Here is a 16,814-nt window from a genome sequence, read left to right on the forward strand (position 1 = left end):
CTATTGCTGCGCGTAACGCACAAAGCACGAATAAGTTTCAAAGGATTGCTGTCGCTTCTGGCAGACATATATGCCCTCGTTGATGGCACCGGACTCCTTTTGTGCTTCAGGACAGCCTGGAGATGCATAGTTCGCGTACAACTATCAGCCTTCGATAAGAACGCCTTGGTAGATCTGGTCCTCAAAGGCTTGGCCAGCGCCCATTGCGACGCAAATAAGTGCATCTTCCGCAATCTTGACCGTCAGCCCGGTTGCAAGGGCGATGGCTTCGTCCATCCGCGCGAGCAATGCGCCACCGCCAGTAAGGGTTATTCCTTCGTCGATGATATCGGCCGACAGTTCAGGCGGCGTTTGCTCAAGCGCCGTCATCGTCGCCCCGATAATTTGCGCGACCGGGTCAGCCAATGCTTCGGCCAACTCCGCTTCCGATATTGTAATCTCCGATGGCCGTCCATTGACGAGATCCCGCCCCCTGACACTAATGATTTTTCCGGTACCATCAGGCGCAATAGCACTGCCAACGGCAATCTTAACCCGTTCGGCGGTCATTTCACCAATCATTAGATTGTGTTTCCGCCGTATGTAAGACGAAATGGCATCGTCCATCTTATCGCCGCCCACGCGTACCGAATTGCTATAAGCCACGCCGCTCAGTGACAGAACTGCCACTTCGGTCGTGCCACCTCCGATATCCACCACCATGGCCCCAATGGGTTTCGTGACAGGCAAGCCTGCGCCAATCGCAGCAGCCAAAGGCTCCTCGATCAGCTGCACCCGCGCCGCGCCAGCATTGGACGCCGCATCTCTAATCGCCCGCCGTTCAACCATCGTTGAACTGGACGGGACGCAAATGACCACATTATATTGGCGCGGTAGCCGAGTTGGGCCACCCAATGCTTTGTTAATGAAGTGCTTGATCATCTGTTCGGCCACCTCAATGTCCGCAATCACGCCGTCGCGCAGCGGACGAATGGCCTGTATGTTGTCAGGCGTTTTTCCCATCATCAGCTTGGCTTCGTTGCCCACCACTTTGACGCGTTTGATGCCGTCCCGGGTTTCAAGGGCCACCACAGAAGGCTCATTCAGGACAATGCCCTTGTCACGCACATACACAACCGTGTTCACGGTCCCAAGGTCGATAGCCATGTCATGGGCAGCAGAAGAGAACATACGAAAAATATTCATATCGAGTAGAAAACGCCTTTTATCAGTTGCTTGGAGTTACGATTGCAGCCCATCAGATGCTGTTTTGTCGAGGCGTCATGCCTCCCGACACGAGCAGGTACAAACCCTGTTGTCTGTTCATAGGTGACCGGAACATGAACGAACAGTCCCTATGGCGACCAAATGTATCAAAAAGTAAAGATATGAAAAATGCCAAGACCGAATGACATCGTGGGAACAGGCCGCCGACTGGGCTGTTCATACTTGCTCATGCCAAGTTGTTTCCTTTTCCGCCGCCAGGTCACGGCGTTCATCCATTGCAACGACAATGTTTGAATTTTCATCCTATCATATCGTCCTGACCATAGTCGGTTGTGCTATTCTATTCGCGCACTGGTTACCGCGATGGATATCCGGTCGCGAGCCCGCGGCATCAGCGCTTCTGATAGGGGCAGGCTATTTATCATTCGCGTTCATCCCGGGCACGCCGAGCCCCTTCAACCCGGTAAACGCACCAAAGGTTTGGGAGATGACCAGCGAGATTTGCGTCGTCATCGGTCTATTTGGTGTTGGGATCCGTATCGACAGGTTACGCGTTTGGAAAAACTGGCAAGCAACGGTTAGACTGCTCGCTGTGGCGATGCCGCTGACGATCGCGGCACTTGCTTTTTTAGGGGTGGCGGCCGCTGGTATGACGTTGGCGACTGGTTTGTTGTTGGGTGCTGTTCTTGCCCCTACGGATCCTGTGTTGGCATCCGACGTTCAGGTCGGGCCGCCGCTGGAGGGCGGGGAACACCCCGTAAGGTTCACGTTAACGACTGAGGCTGGGTTGAATGATGGCCTAGCTTTTCCGTTTCTCTATCTGGGTATGTCATTAATCACCGCGAGCAGCTGGTCGCTGGGTCTATTCGCCGAATGGCTTGCCATGGATGTTGCCTATCGCATTGCTGTAGGCGCTGCGAGCGGTCTTGTACTTGGCCGGTTAGTTGCCAAGCTTTTGTTCGATTTTCCACTTGAGAACGCGTTGTCCAAGACGGCGTCGGGTTTGGTGGCTTTTGCCGGTGTCCTGATTGTTTACGGCCTAACGGAGTTGCTGGAAGGTTACGGCTTCATTGCGGTTTTTTTGGCCGGTTTGACATTACGCCGATCCGAAACAAACCATGAGTACCATGCCAAAATGCATGATTTTGTCGAGGCGCTGGAGCGCGCACTCACAGCCCTATTATTGGTGGCGCTGGGTGCGGCAATTCCGGTATTAATGCCCCATTTGACTTGGCAGGTTGCGGCTGTATCGTTTGCACTGGTTTTCGTAATTAGACCTGCTGCCGCTTGGATTGCCCTTTCGCGCACGGCGTTGCTATCCCGCGAACGCCTTGTTGTCGCATTTTACGGAATACGAGGCGTCGGTTCCATTTACTATCTTTCTTATGCCGCGTCCTATGTCGCGTTACCGAATGCGCCGCAGCTTTGGGCAATAGTGGCATGCACCATTGTCATCTCAACCGTGGTGCATGGCTTCACAGCGGGTGTGGCGATAGAACGGGCAACAACGTAGAGGCTGTGGCCGCTGCCTCAAACCGGCACGCGATGGATGATGCGATACCGCGCCTCAATTAGGCTAAAAAAGCCAAAGGCCAATAATCCTGCGGCTACAATCATGTCCCATGGGCTCGTCAGCCAGCGCAAGGCCTCTGCCATGCCACCTGCTTTGCTTGCTTGCTCGGACAAGCCAGCAGCTACGAAAAAATAACTGGTGATCAGAAAAATTACGCCCCGGGCAGCATAACCAAATCGGCCGCTCCATTTGACCCAGATCTCGCTGGCAACTTCTGGTTCAAGGTGCTTCAGAAAGTCAGCTTTAACTGCCTTGACGATCTGGAACCCGCCGACAATCAAGAGGACCAGTCCAACCACTATCAGCATCGTGCCACCCCCTGGCATCGTGAGCATCGACTGCGCATTTTCTTGCGGACTTGAACTGCTCGAAGCGCTAGCCCCTTGTGAAAATTTAATTGCCTGCCACGCCAGTAACAAATGTATGACTCCGCTAGCAGCTGCGCCCAATCGGGCACCTATACCTGATCGGTCTTTGTCATGTCCTTCTATATTAAATATCGCGTCAGTCAGGCGCCAAAGGCCGTACCCGAACAAACCAGCAGCCATCAGCAGCAACAAAATGCGCCCACCCCCCTGTCCGACATACTGCAAGGCACCCGCAGGGTCCTCTGTGCGACCCGACGTGATCACAAAGTAAGCGATTACAAGATACAGTACCCCCCGGGTCGCAAACCCTGCTCTAGTAAGTGTTACCAAACGTGCTGACGCGTCTACCATATTTCCTCCACTGATCCTCGAAATGGTTTGAAACCCGATAAGGCATGTGACTGCGACTTCCTGCGCAGCAGCATTTCAACGGTAGCGCGCACGCTTCGTTCCTGAAAAACTTGTAACTGACGTGTCGGAACCGCGAGTTCGCCGCGTCATACGAGCTAATATGGACCGGGATATCGACTACAGGAATTGCTTCAGGGGAACGCCAAGCTTTACAATCAAAAATAAACCCGAATTACTGCATTCGTTTGCAATAGGGTTAGATGAAGCTTATTTCGTGAAATGCAAACGATTTACATTCACTATCTGGTTGAATTCGTTTGAATGCTAAAATACTAAAAGATATTTATTTATATAACTAAAGTTCAATATTTTAAAAAGTTTACTTAAAAATGACCATATGTTGTCTCAAAATTGGACTCCACTACTTTGGCTTTGTTTGATTAATGTGCTATTAACTAACGAATCGCAATCCGGTGCTGCTTTGAATTGTGGGAGGTTTTGATACGCACCCATTTTAAGAGGAAGAGTCCAGATGAGTATCTACAAAAAAACGACCATTGCCGCTGCAGTAGCGAGCGCTGTTATCGGTGCAGCCGCATTAACGCCTGCTAATGCCGCTGTGGTATTGTGTACCGGCGCAAACTGTGTTGATACTGATGCAAACGTGCTGGTGAACGCTGGCACCGCACCGGTCATTACCGGAAATTATAATAATTCTGACATTGATGTCACTTTCACCAGCACAACCGACGCGACGTTGGTGGGCGGGGCAAATGGTCAAGCAAGCGTTGGATCACTGGATAACCTTCTCAACCAACTGACCTTCACCATTGAAAATGGCTTTGGCTTTACCGCAGCTCTTTTTAACTTGGCACCGGTTCCCGGGAACGCCGCAAACGAGGCAATTAGCATATTCGTAAATTACATGAATGCTGATGGCTCTATTGGTCAAATCCAACAAAGCATCGGGACAAATGGTCAGAATTTTATCGGGCTAAGCGGTACTAACGGGGAAATATTCACAAGCGCTGGGTTTACTGCCGACCCCTCCACAAACGGGATCGGAGAGTTCAGACAGCTTCGTCTTGGTGGCGTTGCTGCAATCGGCGCAGTTCCTGAGCCTGCGGCTTGGGTGATGATGCTTCTTGGAATGGCTGCCGTAGGTTATACGATGCGTCGTAAAGACAAGGCTGGTTTGCGCGTTCGCTTCGCCTAAATAATCTGGGCAATAAACCGCCGTCTGTCGTTTAGATGGACGGCGGTTTTTCTTTGCCTGGATTCGGACACAGTTTCAATGTTGAACGCCGCAGAATGTTTTTGTGATATCCTTCGAATGTATTGGGCACCGACACCACGAGACATCAATACATACTCACGAGCCTTTGTGGTTTTAAGATAATCATTTCTTCGGTTCGGCTCATTATCCTCTCTTGTTAACCATCAATGACAATGTGGTTCATCTGACAGAAAGGGTAGAAATTCCAACCGATGTGCCTCTTCTTTGTGGAATGTCTGGGAGCGACATTAAACATCATCGCTGCCTCGCATATCCGTCTGATGCAAAACCCGGAGTACATCATATGATCACGACCAGTAAATTATATCGTGGCAGTTGCCTGCTCGCCATACTCTCCTTGCCTGCTTGGGGTTCTCTCTCTGCGCAACAGCAGGATGCAACAGAAGCCGAAGTCGGTACGACTGTAACAGGTTCTCCGCCTAATGATTTAACCGGCCTGACAGCCGGGCCGGAGATTGAAGGCTTTATTTCTGCCCGTGGGGACAATCGAATTCAGGTTACCGTCCCCGACGGCTCGACTTCGGTCGTATATGTAAGCGAAGGCACAGAAATTCGTGCTAGCAAAGGCCTGTTCGGCCTTAATCGTGAAAAGCTTGCGACAGGTTCGTTGCTTAATGGCTTACCGGTAACTGCCAAGACCGTGCAATGGGGCGGTGGGTTGGTTGCCAGCCAGATCAAGCTTCGCGACCGCGACCTCAAGACAGCCAATATGATCCGCACCGGGACAGCGCAGGGTTTTGCCGAGCAAACCGCCGCAACCGAAGCCTTGCGTAGCCGCGTAGCTGACATTGACCAGTATAACGTCAAAGGCACCACCAACGTTTATTTCGACACAGGAAAAGCAAATCTGTCCCAGCAGGCGCGGGCAGAGCTTTGCGAAGCTGCAAATCAAGCCAATACCATGGATAACGCGCTGGTATTGGTCGTTGGCTATACCGACTCAACGGGCGATTATGAGTTCAACCAAGATTTGAGCGAAAAGCGCGCGAACAGGGTTGTGAACCATCTTCAGCAGGCATGTGGATGGAAGCCTTATCGTATGCTTACACCGACCGGCATGGCCGAAGCTGATCCGCTTGCGGACAACAGTACCGCAGAAGGCAAAGCACAGAACAGGCGGGTCGCGGTCAATATCCTCGTCAGCAAGGGCTTGGACGGGATGTAATTTTTAAGGGGTGGGTTTCATGCCCACCCCTGATTATTACTCGCGGCTGGAGAATAGAAACCTGCTTAGGGACCGCATTATTTCTTCAGTGATATCGCCTTGCAAATCGAACAAGTCGGCAAACTCGTGGTCGAAATTCTGCGACCACACATGGGTGCCATTATCTCCGTCGATGAGCTGCGCTGTTACGCGGGCTCGGCCACCTGCAATTCGCACGCTCCCTTCGACGAGTGCGTTTACGCCTAGTTTTTCGCAAATCTCGCGTGCATCCACATTGCGGTGTTGGAACGCAAAACTTGACGTGCGCGATGACACCTTAAGTCCTGTGGTTCGGGACAGCGAGTTGATCAGCTCTTCAGATATGCCCTCCCCCAAATAGTCCATAGCCGGGTTGCCCGTCATGTTGATGAACGCCAGTACTGCAATCGATCGATAGCTCTGCAAATCTGCATAGGAACTGTGCTCGACGAAACGACTATCCAGTCGATAGCCCAACCCCCGAACGGTAATAAGCAATCCCGCATCATCACCAAGCGCACGGCGCAGCGCGGCCACGTGCACGTGCAGCGAATTTTCGTCGACGATCAGGCCGGACCAAACGATATTCATCAATTCGAACTTGGTAACAATTTGCCCTTTGGCAGCAGCCAAGGTGGACAAGATCTGGAGCGCCTTGTTGCCAATAGACACAGGCCGGTGATTATACTGCAGTTGTCGAAACGGCAGTAACGTGTGGCGACCAAATGTTACTTCGAGATTCTCCATAGTTCCAGTCCGCACTGATGTGCCGTCTCGGCGGCGAGTCTGCGACCAGTTTTCATACCCGTAACAGATTGTGGCGTTGGAGTCATTTTCTTTCAAGAATGTCAGGAAAAATTAAGATTAATTTCACGCAAGCCCCAATGCGACAACGACAAACTCGTTTTATATTCAGCCATAAAATAAATTCGGAAGAGGGCCGCAGAGCACACCCCTAATGGAAAGGTATGATCATGACGCTAGTTAAGATTAACCGTCGCAGCGCCGCCGATGTCTCAGTTAAGCTTGGTGCGGTATTTGCTTTGGCAATTTCGACTGCAACTCCACTTTTTGCACAAGACACAATTGTGCAAGGAAAGGTCAAGCGGGCCGATGTCGTTGAACAGCGCGTTCACTATTCAGACTTGGACCTAAAATACGAACAGAACCAACATGTTCTGGTTTCGCGGGTTAAAAGGGCCGCCAACAAAGTTTGCGAAATTATATATCGGGGACAACACCCGTTGATGAAGTTTGAAAGCGGTTGTACGCACAACACTTTCCAGGACGCAAAGCCCCAAATCGATTTGGCAATTGCTAGCGCCCAGTCGGGTACCCGTGTTGCAATAACACTCTCCCCGCGCAGCCGTTAGTCCGCGGTAGCATTATGCGTGTCACCGCCCGTATAATCTATTGTCAACAATAGCTTATGCGGGCGATGGTGAATTCCAGTCTCATGCGCATTTTATCGCAATGGCCGCTATTGATGGAAGTGTCAGTTAACGGAAGGTATGCGCTGCCGATCCGGTAAATCACTACACTGCCCACTACAATCGGCATGTGTCGACAAAGGCGTTTCCGGCTGACTGTTGCCCGTTCTCTTGTCAGGACTTGAGGTTTGCGGACGACCAATGAATGTGGACAATGCGCCATCCCGATGCGGTATTGCGTAATAATATTGTTTCAACGGACCTGCTGTTGATCGGACGACCGCGGAAACTGCCACGCAGCAGTTCAACGCGCATCACGGACGTGAGCTCTCCCGCGGTCGTGATACGCTCACTGACGCGTGTGCGTGTTGTCGCCGCGCTGAACTCTGCATCTGCCTTCAGGTGATGGGCTTCATACTCCGCGCGATTGCTCTCGACAGCGCCAGATTCAAATATAAGCACATCATCGGATAGGAACATCAACGCAGATTTGGTGTCGCCGCCTTTGAGAGCAGCATGAAATGCATCAACTGTGCGTGCAGCTGTCGTTGGTGCTTTCGCCAAATCTTGTGTTGTTGAAGGGGCTGTCGTGGGCTGAGCGGCAGCACCAGGATGTGCCGCGGCTGCCAACAGCGGCGCGACTGCAACTGCGGCCATCTTTGTAAGACGGAATTTGCTTGTTATCATTTTCACGTACTTTGACCCCGCTACTACGTTTTTTTAATCACCCATGGGCGACATCATTCCGATGAAAGCCATCAGCCCAATCACTACAATCGCCATTGTAAGCTCAGCGCCAAGGCTTGCACGCAATTTCGCTAAATTCGTTTCAATATCATTCGATGCTGCTTGCTGCTTTCCAATCCAAGCATTTCGCGCGCCGAACGACAGCATAACACCAACGACCAATATTTTGACCGCCAGCAGCCAGCCATAATTTGTCCGGACAACCCTCAGGCTGTTTTCGATGCCGAAGATAAGCTGGGCGTTGATCGCCCCGGTGCCCGCGACAATTGCAACAAGAAGGATACCCAAAGGCGCGAATTTATGGACGTCGGCGAGCAAAGGAGCAGCCACTATCGCCAACCTCCGATGCGCAGCGGCTGTCAAATACAGGAACCACCCTATGGCGCCGAGCCACAGGCCAGCGGCTAACAAATGCACAGCATCATTTACCCTATGCGCTGTGCCCAAAAGGCCATCGCTTGCTGCCGCATGTCCGCTCCACGGCAACGTTGCAACGGCAAGGCCGAACCACAAGGCGGCAATCGCATGACTGTGTGCTGACCGCCTGAACAGAATACAAGTTGTGACGGCCGCAATTAGAAACCCGACGCGCGCCAAGAATGCCCAACCCAACTCAGTGGATAGGAGCATGGCTTTGACTGTTGCCCATTCCACCTGCGAAACAGGTAGCGCCATCATGGCCGCAATGCTGACCAACATGAGGGCAACCGTCACAATCAATGCCGCTATAGCGCTAACCGTTATAGCGATGCTTATCGAAGGCGTCCCATTTTGCCCAAAAGCGCGCTGCAAGCCAAAGCTGCGAAACGCTGTCACGCCGAACAGGCCCAGCAAAAGTCCATAATGCGCAAAACGCAGCAGCGGAAAAGCAACCTCCACTGGCGTTTAGCTTACCTTGAAGCTGACTTTGCCTGTCATTCGGTGACCGTCCGCGCCTGCCGCCTGCCAACGCACTTCATAGCTTCCGGTGCGAAGCGGTTCGCGCAGTTTCAGCGTCAACGTCTTGTTGTTGTTCGACCAACTGGATGTGAAGTTGCGGATGACCATCTCGCCGTGATTTTTGACACCCGGCATCGCCGTCATGACGATACTGGCGGCCGCCGTGGGCGGCAGCAGGGCCTCAGTAAAGTTCAAAGTAAGCACGCGCGGCTTTGCGATGGTAGCGCCTTCGGCAGGAGTTGAGGACGCCATCTTGCTGTGTGCTTGGACCGCAACGGGTCCTAAAAATGTCGCAGTTGCAAGTGCCGCGCTGGCAATAAGGGAGAAAAATTTCATGTGGTTATCCTTTTAAACTCAAAACCAGAAACGGACGCCGACGACATAATTGGTTGTTGATGGGTCTTCGCCTACGGCCCGCGCAAAGTCGGCGCTTAGGCCAATACGCCAGCTTTGCTCGACTCCGATATACGGAGCGAACTCACGGACAAATTCGTAACGGAGTCGAACGCCGACTTCGACTGAATCAAGGCCTGAACCAATGCCAAGGCGCGGTATATTTTGCGCCGATAGATTAACTTCAGCACGCGGCTGCAAGATCAGCCGCCGCGTAATGCGCTGGTCAATCTCCGCCTCGACCCGTGCGGTAATGTCACCCCGATGCGACACGAACATCGCTGCGTCCACTTCGAACATATAGGGCGCAAGGCCTTGAATGCCGATTACCGCATGTGTGGTTTCCAAGCCCGTTACATCTTGCCGGACGCCACCCTGAAGGTCCCAATATGGCGAGATGGCCCGAGAATAAAGTGCCTGAACCTCCGCATTTTCAATCTGTTCGCCAAAGGCACCTTCGCCCTCACTCTTGAACCATAAACGGCTCGTTGGCCCGCCATAATAGCCCTGGATATCCCAAAGATAGCCATCATCGCCAGCGCGGGTCTGGTATTCCAGCCGATCACCCTGGAACCAGAATAAGGGAAAATCACCATGCATTTCGCGTGACGCTTTTCTGGACGCGGCCATCGCCTCTGCACCCCAAATTGCGTCCGCAGCGCGTGGTGGACCGCTTCCGGCTTCTGGCGGTGCGGGTGTCTCCATTATTGGCCCTGGCGACGTCCCTGCGGCGTCCTTGGCAGTTTCTCCATGGTCCATCTTGCTGTGATCCATCATTTCATGGTCCATAGCTGGCGCTGGATTAACAGTTGCTGGCGTGTGACCGGCATGCGGGTCGGCTGGTGAGGGCTTCGCTACTGGCGCGGCTTCTGTATGTCCCTGATGCCCGCTGTGGTCTTGTGCCTGAAGCGGCACGTTCAGCAAAGCGAGACCAACCAACGATGCGGCGATTAATGTTTTCCGGATCATGCTGCGTCCTCCGGGCCAACGACCGTTACCGTCTGCATCATACCGCCATGCATATGGTACATAAGATGGCAATGAAACGCCCAGTCGCCGGGCTCATTGGCTGTCAGGTCGAATTGGGCACTGGCGCCGGGTTGCACAACCACCACGTTTTTGCGTGGTTGGTGGGCGGCTTCCTTGCCGTTCACCAGCTCGAAGAACATGCCGTGCAAGTGGATTGGATGCGCCATCATTGTGTTGTTTATGAGCTTGACGCGCACACGTTCGTTCCATGCAAAACGGATCGGTACATCATGTACTGCGCTAAACATACGGCCATCAAACGACCACATGTAGCGCTCCATGTTGCCCGTGAGGTGGATTTCGAGAAGACGTGAAGGCTCACGTGTGTCCTTATTCGGTTCAAGCGCCGACAACATGCGATAGTTGAGCACGCGGTGTTTGACGTCGCGCAGACCCAGACCAGGGTCGCCCATCTTGTCGACAGGCGCCATCGATACCATGTCAAGCCCGGGGCCGATTTCAACATCAGGAGGCAGCAACGACTTGTCGCGCATCCTCATGCCATCCATACTGTGGCTTGTGTAAGCACTGGCTTGCGCCCCGTTGCCATGGTCCATGCCGGCATGACCTTCATGCCCTCCACCCGCGTCGCCAGAACCATGGTTCATGCCCATATCACCCATCGTCAGCAAGGGCGGGTCGCGCAAAGCAGGAACCGGTGCCTTTGCACCGGGCTGGCTTGCCAACATAGCGAGTGCCATGCCCGATCTATCCATGGATTCGGCAACAATCGCGTAGGCCTCGGCGTTGCCTGGCTCAATGATGACATCATAGGTTTCGGCTGCTGCGATTTGCAGTTCATCGACCTCTACTGGCAGGACATTTTGACCATCCGCGCCAATCACCGTCATTGGTAGGCCCGGAATGCGGAGGTTGAAGAAGGTCATGGCCGAACCATTGATAACGCGCAGCCTTATACGCTCGCCGCGGCGGAACAGATATTCAAGCCCCTCTTTGGCACCACGCCCATTTGCCAAATAGGTGTAGGTAGGCGCGCTGACGTCGGCGATATCCGTCGGCAACATCCGCATTTCGGCCCACATCCGCCGCTCCGCGCCTGACATCGGATATTTGTCCGTCCAGCTCGAAAGCTGTTCGTTGAAATAGCCTTCTCCAGTACGTAGTCGGCTCATAATGAAATGTGGGTGGAGCGGCGTAAACTCGCTTAAGAGCAAGATATAATCACGATCGTAGCTGACAGGCTCCGGGCCAGCCGGGTGGATGATGAGCGGGCCATAATGTCCCGATTGCTCCTGAAGCCCTGAATGGCTGTGATACCAATAGGTGCCGGATTGCCGGACCGGAAATTCATATTGGAATGTCTGGTGCGGCTTGATGCCCGGAAAACTAATGCCAGGAACACCATCATATTGAAACGGCACCAGCAAGCCGTGCCAATGGATGGATGTATCCTCATCCAAATGGTTGGTGACGTTCAAACGGACGTTCTGGCCCTCGCGCAAACGGATCAGCGGTCCCGGCACGCTGCCATTAACGGCAATGCCATGGCCACTGCGTCCCTGGACCATTCGTCGTCCACTGCGAACAGTAAGGTCGATGACCTCACCGCTGACCTCGTCAAAGCCCACACGGATGGGTGGGCCATCATGACGGCGCATGCTGTGTCCCTGCGCCCATGCAGGCACCGCAGCCAACGCCGCGCTCGCACCAAGTGCCGCCATTGCGCCGCGCCGTGTGAACTCTGCCTTGATCATTTGCAATTGTACCTTTGATTTTCATCGAATATACGATACCCCTATAGGGTATAGCAATAGGGTAATACGCTTATGCCAACAAATCGCAGCCAAACGGTTAACCGCCTCAAACGTATAGAGGGTCAAGTCCGCGGCATTTCGCAGATGGTGGTGGACGACCGCTATTGCATCGACATTTTGCATCAGGTGCAGGCCGTCAAATCCGCGCTTGCCAGTGTCGAGAATGCGATACTTAAAGATCATGCTGCCTGTTGTGTTGCGGATGCCATAAAATCGGGTGACGTGACCGAACAGCAGGAAAAATTTAACGAGTTGATCGAGCTATTTGGCAAAGTGAAGCGTTGATATGCAGGACTGCCGTTTGGGCAGCCGTTGCGACCCGCATCCAGTTTCACCTTTGATCACTTAGCTCGGACTCTATGCCGCCTTTACGCCCCGGCCAATGGCAGTTCGATTGTAAATCTCGCGCCATTACGGCTAGATCTTGCACGGATCACGCCACCGAGATCACGAATGATGCCGTAGCTGATCGATAGGCCAAGGCCCGTTCCTTCTTGTGCTGGCTTGGTCGTGAAGAACGGGTCAAATATTTTTTGCAGGACGTCGGCGGGAATTCCTGTGCCATTATCCGCGACCATGATGGCAGCAACTTCACCGCGCCGTTCGACTGATATTGTAATTCTGCCCTCTGCTGTATCGCTTGCGCTAAAGCGCGCCCTGATGGCGTCATTAGCGTTGATGAGCAGATTCAAAAGCACTTGTTCCAACAACATTGGCAATGCCTCAACCCGCACCGGTCCACCCTTTTCCACAATCGTCACTCTGGTACCGTCGAGTTCGAGCTGTGGCTTCACCATCTGCACCACACCTTCAACCGCGTTTTTTACGTCGATCGGATAGGGTGATTCTTTTGGCGTTCGGCCGAAAATTCGCATCTGCAACAAGATAGCCGATGCGCGTTCCACCTGCGCCAATATGTTTTCCAACTTTGGCACAAACCGTTCGGCTTCCATACGTCCTCTGACGGTATTTTCGCGTAGATTCGATGCCGCCAACTTTATGAAGTTGAGCGGTTGGTTTAGTTCATGTGCTGTTCCGGAAATCATCCTGCCAAGACTGGTCATCTTGTCAGCTTGCAATAACTGTTCAGCGGATGATTTGCGTTCCGAGATATCCACGATCACACCGACCGCCTCGAGCGCATTGGACTGCGGATTGGACTCAACCGATAGCGTGTCATACACCCAAACATAATGTGCATTCTTGTGTCGCAGCCGATATTCAACGTTGACTACCTTACCGGGTTCAAGGCCAGTAAATGCCTGAACACAGCTTTGATAGTCTTCAGGATGGACTGCATGGCTCCACCATCCCGGCTCCATGGCATCAGCAGGAGTATAGCCCAGGATCTTTTCTAAAGATTCGCTTACATATACAGGCGCCCCTTTGGCGCCATTCACAACGTCCAGCGCATAGATAATGACAGGTGCATGTTGGGCTACACTATTCAAACGACGTTGATAGCTGGCAAGCGCTCCACGTTCCTGCCCGAATGTGGTGCCAGCTGACGAAATTGTTCCCAAAATCTCGTTTACTTCCCGAATGACTAAGCCGTGCATCGCAAGTCGCTCGGCCCCGCTAGCTGTCAGATCGGCTGCCGACTGCGATATTTTGCGGAGCGTCAAAGATATTCTGCGGCTGATCGGCAAAGCGATAATCGTGACGAGCATAATGAAAGAAATGAGAGCAAGAAACAGCTTCAATTGCATTTGCCGCGATGTATTCACGACTGGAGCCAATGGCGCGACACCAACCAGTAGCCATTCGGGTAAATCAGCCACCTTCGCAGCCTTCACCATTTGTGCCTTACGAAGGTCCGACATGATTGCACGTCCGTAACCAATGTCACTTATGAAGACGGGCGACCGCAGCGCCTCTGTCCTGACTGCGGCAGGTAGCGCTTTGAAAGCCTGGAGCCAAGGCATCGCAGCTGGCGTAAAAGCCGATACACCCTCGGCCGGACTGACAAGGAGTACTCCAAATGCGGGGCCTCGCACTTCCATGTTGATAAGCTTCGGCAGAACACCATCCCGCAATTGGGCCGCAATTATTCCGGGCTCTCCATCTACAACAAACGGAATAATTAGCGCGAATTGAACTGGTTGCCCCCAGTGTCGCGGTAGGGCAACCAGACGCGCATGTTGCTTGCCCCACAATGCGCGGTGGTCGGGCAGCAGCCGAAATATCGATAACGGTTCGCTGCTTGGCTCAATCGGCCAGCGAATTGTCCGGCCCTGTCCCGTTATAGATATCTTGGCAAAATCCGCTGACAGGTCATCAAGAACAGCGCCCTGCCATGGGTCCGAACCCGCAATCTCTTCCTTTGCATACATTCGAAGTACTAAAGTTCGCGTTTGAATCCAGTTATCTAAAGACGCGTTGCTCATGGCAAGGCGATATTCTAGGATGTCGGCCGTTTCTTGCCGAGCTGCCTGCTCCCGCCCCGGTGCATCGAGCGCGAGATAAAAGGCTGTGGGGATCAGGATAACCGCCATCAACAATGTTGTGACGAAACTCTCCACTTTCATCTTCGGCCACGCGGCACATCTTTGCTGGGGATTTAGGGCGAGAAGGGTTCCATAAAGCAGTTCGCCAAGCACAATGTTCAATATACCATTTGCCGCCTGCTTAACGATCACGAGAAATAGCGACAACTGGTCCATCTTCATGACGGCGCCATAAGTGAGCAAAAGCAACGGAGTGCCAACAACAAGCCAAAAGATCACGTTGCGGCGAACTGGCGACGTTTTCTGGAATAAAAGCGCAACAAAAATGGCTTCGCAAACCCATACCACCCACGCCCACGGATGATTCCATAAAAATACGGTCCACAGGCTCGAAATCGCTATGCCCAACACCAAGCTTTGGGGCTGCAGTACACGGATAAGTGCGTAAATGATTGCATTGCCAAATATGAAGTGCAGACCCCATCCCAGAGGAAGTTCCAGCATGTTGATAAGAAAACCCGCCAGCCCAAGAAGGACTGCGGAAAACAATTGCCGGCGGCTTACTGTCGAGGCCCTCCAACGGACGGGCCGCAGGTTCATGGCCGCCACAATGCTGCACGAATTGCAGCAACTAATGCACCTGTATCGGCTGGCTTCAGGAATACGGGCACATCCGAAACGTCGTGCATAAGCTGAACAGTCGCGTCGCCCGTCAATATAAAGAAGTCTATCCGCCGGTCTGCCGTTATTGCGGCACGCAAGTCGCGAATTAAGTTGGCACCATTCATGCGAGCCATACGGAGGTCGGTTATCACAACGCCGATAGCTGGCGTGCTGAGAATCAGTTCGACTGCTTCAACAGGATCAGCGCAAGTAAGCGTTGGAAACCCGGCGAACTCGAAAAATTCCTGATACTCCGGTAAAATATCCTTTTCGTCGTCGACCAAAAGAACCGTTGATCGGGAAGGTGCGTGAGTTGCTGAGTCATGTGCGATGTTAAAGTGCATTGCGGTTCAGCACGTCGTTTATTGTATATTTGGGTTATTTAGCCCAGAATATCGAGCGGCGCTACTGCAAACATTTGCAATGAAACATTTTTCGACTGATTTGTTCGTCAGTCAGAAGACAAAAGGGTGCCCCGCATATCGCGAGGCACCCATTTCTTAATAAACGTTTTAAAGTTATACAGACATATTTCTGGCACGCGACGATGAGTGGCCGCCGTGCTGATAGAGGATGTCTTGCGCTTGTGATTGATCCACATTGGATGAATTCACCGTCACCAACACGCCACCATGCTTCATTCGGTCGCCATAATACGTCGCATCTTCTTCGCTAACGCCATGTTCTTTCAGCGCCTCGTTGAATGTGCCTGCGGCCGCACCAGCAACTGCGCCAATTGCCATTGCTTCGGGGACAACCGTCGCGGCGATCGCACCAATCGCAGCCAAAGGCCCAACGCCAGGTATTGCTAACGCAGCGACGCCCAGACCAGCACCTAATGCACCGCCACCAAGAATACCGCGCAGGTAACTGGTATGCTCTTCATCAGTAATTTCGCCACCGCCTTCGCGAGTGGTCATCGTACCTTTTGACTGCGCAATTACAGAGAGATCGCTGTCGCTCACGCCGATCTGACGCAATGCGGCCACGGCCTGCTGCGCTTCCTGTTGATCATCAAAAATCGCTGATGCTACGCCGGTTTGGTGCATCCGCGACTGCTGGCTCATTTGTCCGCAGCCAATCCCCGCATCCATACGGCTTTGTTCACTTGTCAGCCCATTTGAGCCATGCTCATAGGGACCACGATCTGTATCGTCGCCACCAAAGAGGGGTTTGTTGTTGTCACTCATGTTTGTTCTCCTAGATAGGCAAATTTAACCCAAAACCCGATAACCAGTCACGTCATCGAGCGTGTCTTCGCACTGTTAAGGCAACACCCGCTGGGCGGTTAAGTTCCGACGCCTGACACAGTCATCTAGAGCGTAATCCGGTGACGGGAATGGAAAATGCGCCAGTACGCGCTACAGCTTAAAGCTGCCTTATTCTGCTGGCGGCATAATTTTTGGCCACCCA

16 protein-coding genes are annotated in these 16,814 nt (G+C 52.8%); 5 read left to right on the forward strand and 11 right to left on the reverse strand.

What is annotated here, in order from left to right; all coding sequences use genetic code 11:
* Positions 1 to 144: 144 nt before the first annotated feature.
* Positions 145 to 1,185, reverse strand: coding sequence for a rod shape-determining protein (locus tag ACK4S7_RS11115; protein ID WP_409646800.1), 1,041 nt, complete (start codon positions 1,183 to 1,185; stop codon positions 145 to 147).
* Positions 1,186 to 1,492: 307 nt separating this feature from the next.
* Here ACK4S7_RS11115 and ACK4S7_RS11120 point away from each other — a divergent pair, with 307 nt between their 5' ends.
* Positions 1,493 to 2,719 (forward strand): cation:proton antiporter, encoded by a 1,227-nt coding sequence (locus tag ACK4S7_RS11120; RefSeq protein WP_409646802.1) that lies wholly within the window; start codon positions 1,493 to 1,495, stop codon positions 2,717 to 2,719.
* Positions 2,720 to 2,736: 17 nt separating this feature from the next.
* Here the strand turns inward: ACK4S7_RS11120 and ACK4S7_RS11125 are convergent, their stop codons facing one another.
* Positions 2,737 to 3,498 carry a DUF1206 domain-containing protein gene (locus ACK4S7_RS11125; RefSeq protein ID WP_409646803.1) on the reverse strand — a complete coding sequence of 254 codons (762 nt, stop codon included), beginning with the start codon at positions 3,496 to 3,498 and terminating at the stop codon, positions 2,737 to 2,739.
* A 532-nt stretch (positions 3,499 to 4,030) separates the two neighbouring features.
* On the opposite strand from ACK4S7_RS11125, the gene ACK4S7_RS11130 reads away from it, so the two are divergent.
* Positions 4,031 to 4,714 carry a PEPxxWA-CTERM sorting domain-containing protein gene (locus ACK4S7_RS11130; RefSeq protein ID WP_409646805.1) on the forward strand — a complete coding sequence of 228 codons (684 nt, stop codon included), beginning with the start codon at positions 4,031 to 4,033 and terminating at the stop codon, positions 4,712 to 4,714.
* A 364-nt stretch (positions 4,715 to 5,078) separates the two neighbouring features.
* On the forward strand, positions 5,079 to 5,960 hold the full coding sequence (locus ACK4S7_RS11135; RefSeq protein WP_409646806.1) for an OmpA family protein: 882 nt from the start codon (positions 5,079 to 5,081) through the stop codon (positions 5,958 to 5,960).
* A gap of 36 nt (positions 5,961 to 5,996) precedes the next feature.
* On the opposite strand, the gene ACK4S7_RS11140 is transcribed toward ACK4S7_RS11135, so the two are convergent.
* Positions 5,997 to 6,821 carry a winged helix-turn-helix domain-containing protein gene (locus tag ACK4S7_RS11140; RefSeq protein ID WP_409646808.1) on the reverse strand — a complete coding sequence of 275 codons (825 nt, stop codon included), beginning with the start codon at positions 6,819 to 6,821 and terminating at the stop codon, positions 5,997 to 5,999.
* 131 nt (positions 6,822 to 6,952) lie between these two features.
* Here ACK4S7_RS11140 and ACK4S7_RS11145 point away from each other — a divergent pair, with 131 nt between their 5' ends.
* Positions 6,953 to 7,351: a UrcA family protein gene (locus ACK4S7_RS11145; RefSeq protein WP_409646809.1), complete on the forward strand. Its 399-nt coding sequence runs from the start codon at positions 6,953 to 6,955 to the stop codon at positions 7,349 to 7,351.
* A 231-nt stretch (positions 7,352 to 7,582) separates the two neighbouring features.
* Here the strand turns inward: ACK4S7_RS11145 and ACK4S7_RS11150 are convergent, their stop codons facing one another.
* The 5 genes from ACK4S7_RS11150 to ACK4S7_RS11170 are packed head-to-tail and all read right to left on the reverse strand — an operon-like array spanning position 7,583 to position 12,231.
* Complete coding sequence (locus ACK4S7_RS11150) at positions 7,583 to 8,095, reverse strand: YybH family protein (protein ID WP_409646820.1); 513 nt, start codon at positions 8,093 to 8,095, stop codon at positions 7,583 to 7,585.
* A gap of 33 nt (positions 8,096 to 8,128) precedes the next feature.
* A complete protein-coding gene (locus ACK4S7_RS11155) occupies positions 8,129 to 9,034 on the reverse strand; it encodes a CopD family protein (protein WP_409646810.1) in 906 nt (301 codons plus the stop codon).
* A 6-nt stretch (positions 9,035 to 9,040) separates the two neighbouring features.
* Complete coding sequence (copC, locus tag ACK4S7_RS11160; RefSeq protein ID WP_409646812.1) at positions 9,041 to 9,430, reverse strand: copper homeostasis periplasmic binding protein CopC; 390 nt, start codon at positions 9,428 to 9,430, stop codon at positions 9,041 to 9,043.
* 18 nt (positions 9,431 to 9,448) lie between these two features.
* Entirely contained in the window at positions 9,449 to 10,456 is a 1,008-nt protein-coding gene (locus tag ACK4S7_RS11165) for a copper resistance protein B (RefSeq protein WP_409646813.1), read from the reverse strand.
* A complete protein-coding gene (locus ACK4S7_RS11170) occupies positions 10,453 to 12,231 on the reverse strand; it encodes a copper resistance system multicopper oxidase (RefSeq protein WP_409646815.1) in 1,779 nt (592 codons plus the stop codon). Before ACK4S7_RS11170 ends, ACK4S7_RS11165 begins: the two co-directional genes overlap by 4 nt.
* A gap of 72 nt (positions 12,232 to 12,303) precedes the next feature.
* On the opposite strand from ACK4S7_RS11170, the gene ACK4S7_RS11175 reads away from it, so the two are divergent.
* A complete protein-coding gene (locus tag ACK4S7_RS11175; RefSeq protein ID WP_409646816.1) occupies positions 12,304 to 12,576 on the forward strand; it encodes a metal-sensitive transcriptional regulator in 273 nt (90 codons plus the stop codon).
* 83 nt (positions 12,577 to 12,659) lie between these two features.
* Here ACK4S7_RS11175 and ACK4S7_RS11180 read toward each other — a convergent pair whose 3' ends face one another.
* The 3 genes from ACK4S7_RS11180 to ACK4S7_RS11190 all read right to left on the reverse strand — a co-directional run bounded on the left by ACK4S7_RS11180 (position 12,660) and on the right by ACK4S7_RS11190 (position 16,591).
* Positions 12,660 to 15,338, reverse strand: a complete 2,679-nt coding sequence (locus ACK4S7_RS11180) for an ATP-binding protein (protein ID WP_409646821.1) — start codon at positions 15,336 to 15,338, stop codon at positions 12,660 to 12,662.
* Positions 15,335 to 15,685 (reverse strand): response regulator, encoded by a 351-nt coding sequence (locus ACK4S7_RS11185; RefSeq protein ID WP_409646817.1) that lies wholly within the window; start codon positions 15,683 to 15,685, stop codon positions 15,335 to 15,337. The genes ACK4S7_RS11180 and ACK4S7_RS11185 overlap by 4 nt, the downstream gene beginning before the upstream one ends.
* A 234-nt stretch (positions 15,686 to 15,919) precedes the next feature.
* On the reverse strand, positions 15,920 to 16,591 hold the full coding sequence (locus tag ACK4S7_RS11190; RefSeq protein ID WP_409646819.1) for a hypothetical protein: 672 nt from the start codon (positions 16,589 to 16,591) through the stop codon (positions 15,920 to 15,922).
* Positions 16,592 to 16,814: the final 223 nt, after the last annotated feature.

The sequence above is a fragment of the Sphingorhabdus sp. genome (assembly GCF_046292425.1).
Lineage (GTDB): Bacteria > Pseudomonadota > Alphaproteobacteria > Sphingomonadales > Sphingomonadaceae > Sphingorhabdus_B.

What these genes read in the sequence shown, in the direction of transcription:
- ACK4S7_RS11125 (WP_409646803.1), bottom strand. Translation starts at nt 3,498, where the DNA reads ATGGTAGACGCGTCAGCACGTTTGGTAACACTTACTAGAGCAGGGTTT.
- ACK4S7_RS11165 (WP_409646813.1), bottom strand. Translation starts at nt 10,456, where the DNA reads ATGATCCGGAAAACATTAATCGCCGCATCGTTGGTTGGTCTCGCTTTG.
- ACK4S7_RS11150 (WP_409646820.1), bottom strand. Translation starts at nt 8,095, where the DNA reads ATGATAACAAGCAAATTCCGTCTTACAAAGATGGCCGCAGTTGCAGTC.
- ACK4S7_RS11180 (WP_409646821.1), bottom strand. Translation starts at nt 15,338, where the DNA reads ATGAACCTGCGGCCCGTCCGTTGGAGGGCCTCGACAGTAAGCCGCCGG.
- ACK4S7_RS11120 (WP_409646802.1), top strand. Translation starts at nt 1,493, where the DNA reads ATGTTTGAATTTTCATCCTATCATATCGTCCTGACCATAGTCGGTTGT.
- ACK4S7_RS11135 (WP_409646806.1), top strand. Translation starts at nt 5,079, where the DNA reads ATGATCACGACCAGTAAATTATATCGTGGCAGTTGCCTGCTCGCCATA.
- ACK4S7_RS11170 (WP_409646815.1), bottom strand. Translation starts at nt 12,231, where the DNA reads ATGATCAAGGCAGAGTTCACACGGCGCGGCGCAATGGCGGCACTTGGT.
- ACK4S7_RS11130 (WP_409646805.1), top strand. Translation starts at nt 4,031, where the DNA reads ATGAGTATCTACAAAAAAACGACCATTGCCGCTGCAGTAGCGAGCGCT.
- ACK4S7_RS11115 (WP_409646800.1), bottom strand. Translation starts at nt 1,185, where the DNA reads ATGAATATTTTTCGTATGTTCTCTTCTGCTGCCCATGACATGGCTATC.
- ACK4S7_RS11190 (WP_409646819.1), bottom strand. Translation starts at nt 16,591, where the DNA reads ATGAGTGACAACAACAAACCCCTCTTTGGTGGCGACGATACAGATCGT.
- copC (WP_409646812.1), bottom strand. Translation starts at nt 9,430, where the DNA reads ATGAAATTTTTCTCCCTTATTGCCAGCGCGGCACTTGCAACTGCGACA.
- ACK4S7_RS11145 (WP_409646809.1), top strand. Translation starts at nt 6,953, where the DNA reads ATGACGCTAGTTAAGATTAACCGTCGCAGCGCCGCCGATGTCTCAGTT.
- ACK4S7_RS11175 (WP_409646816.1), top strand. Translation starts at nt 12,304, where the DNA reads ATGCCAACAAATCGCAGCCAAACGGTTAACCGCCTCAAACGTATAGAG.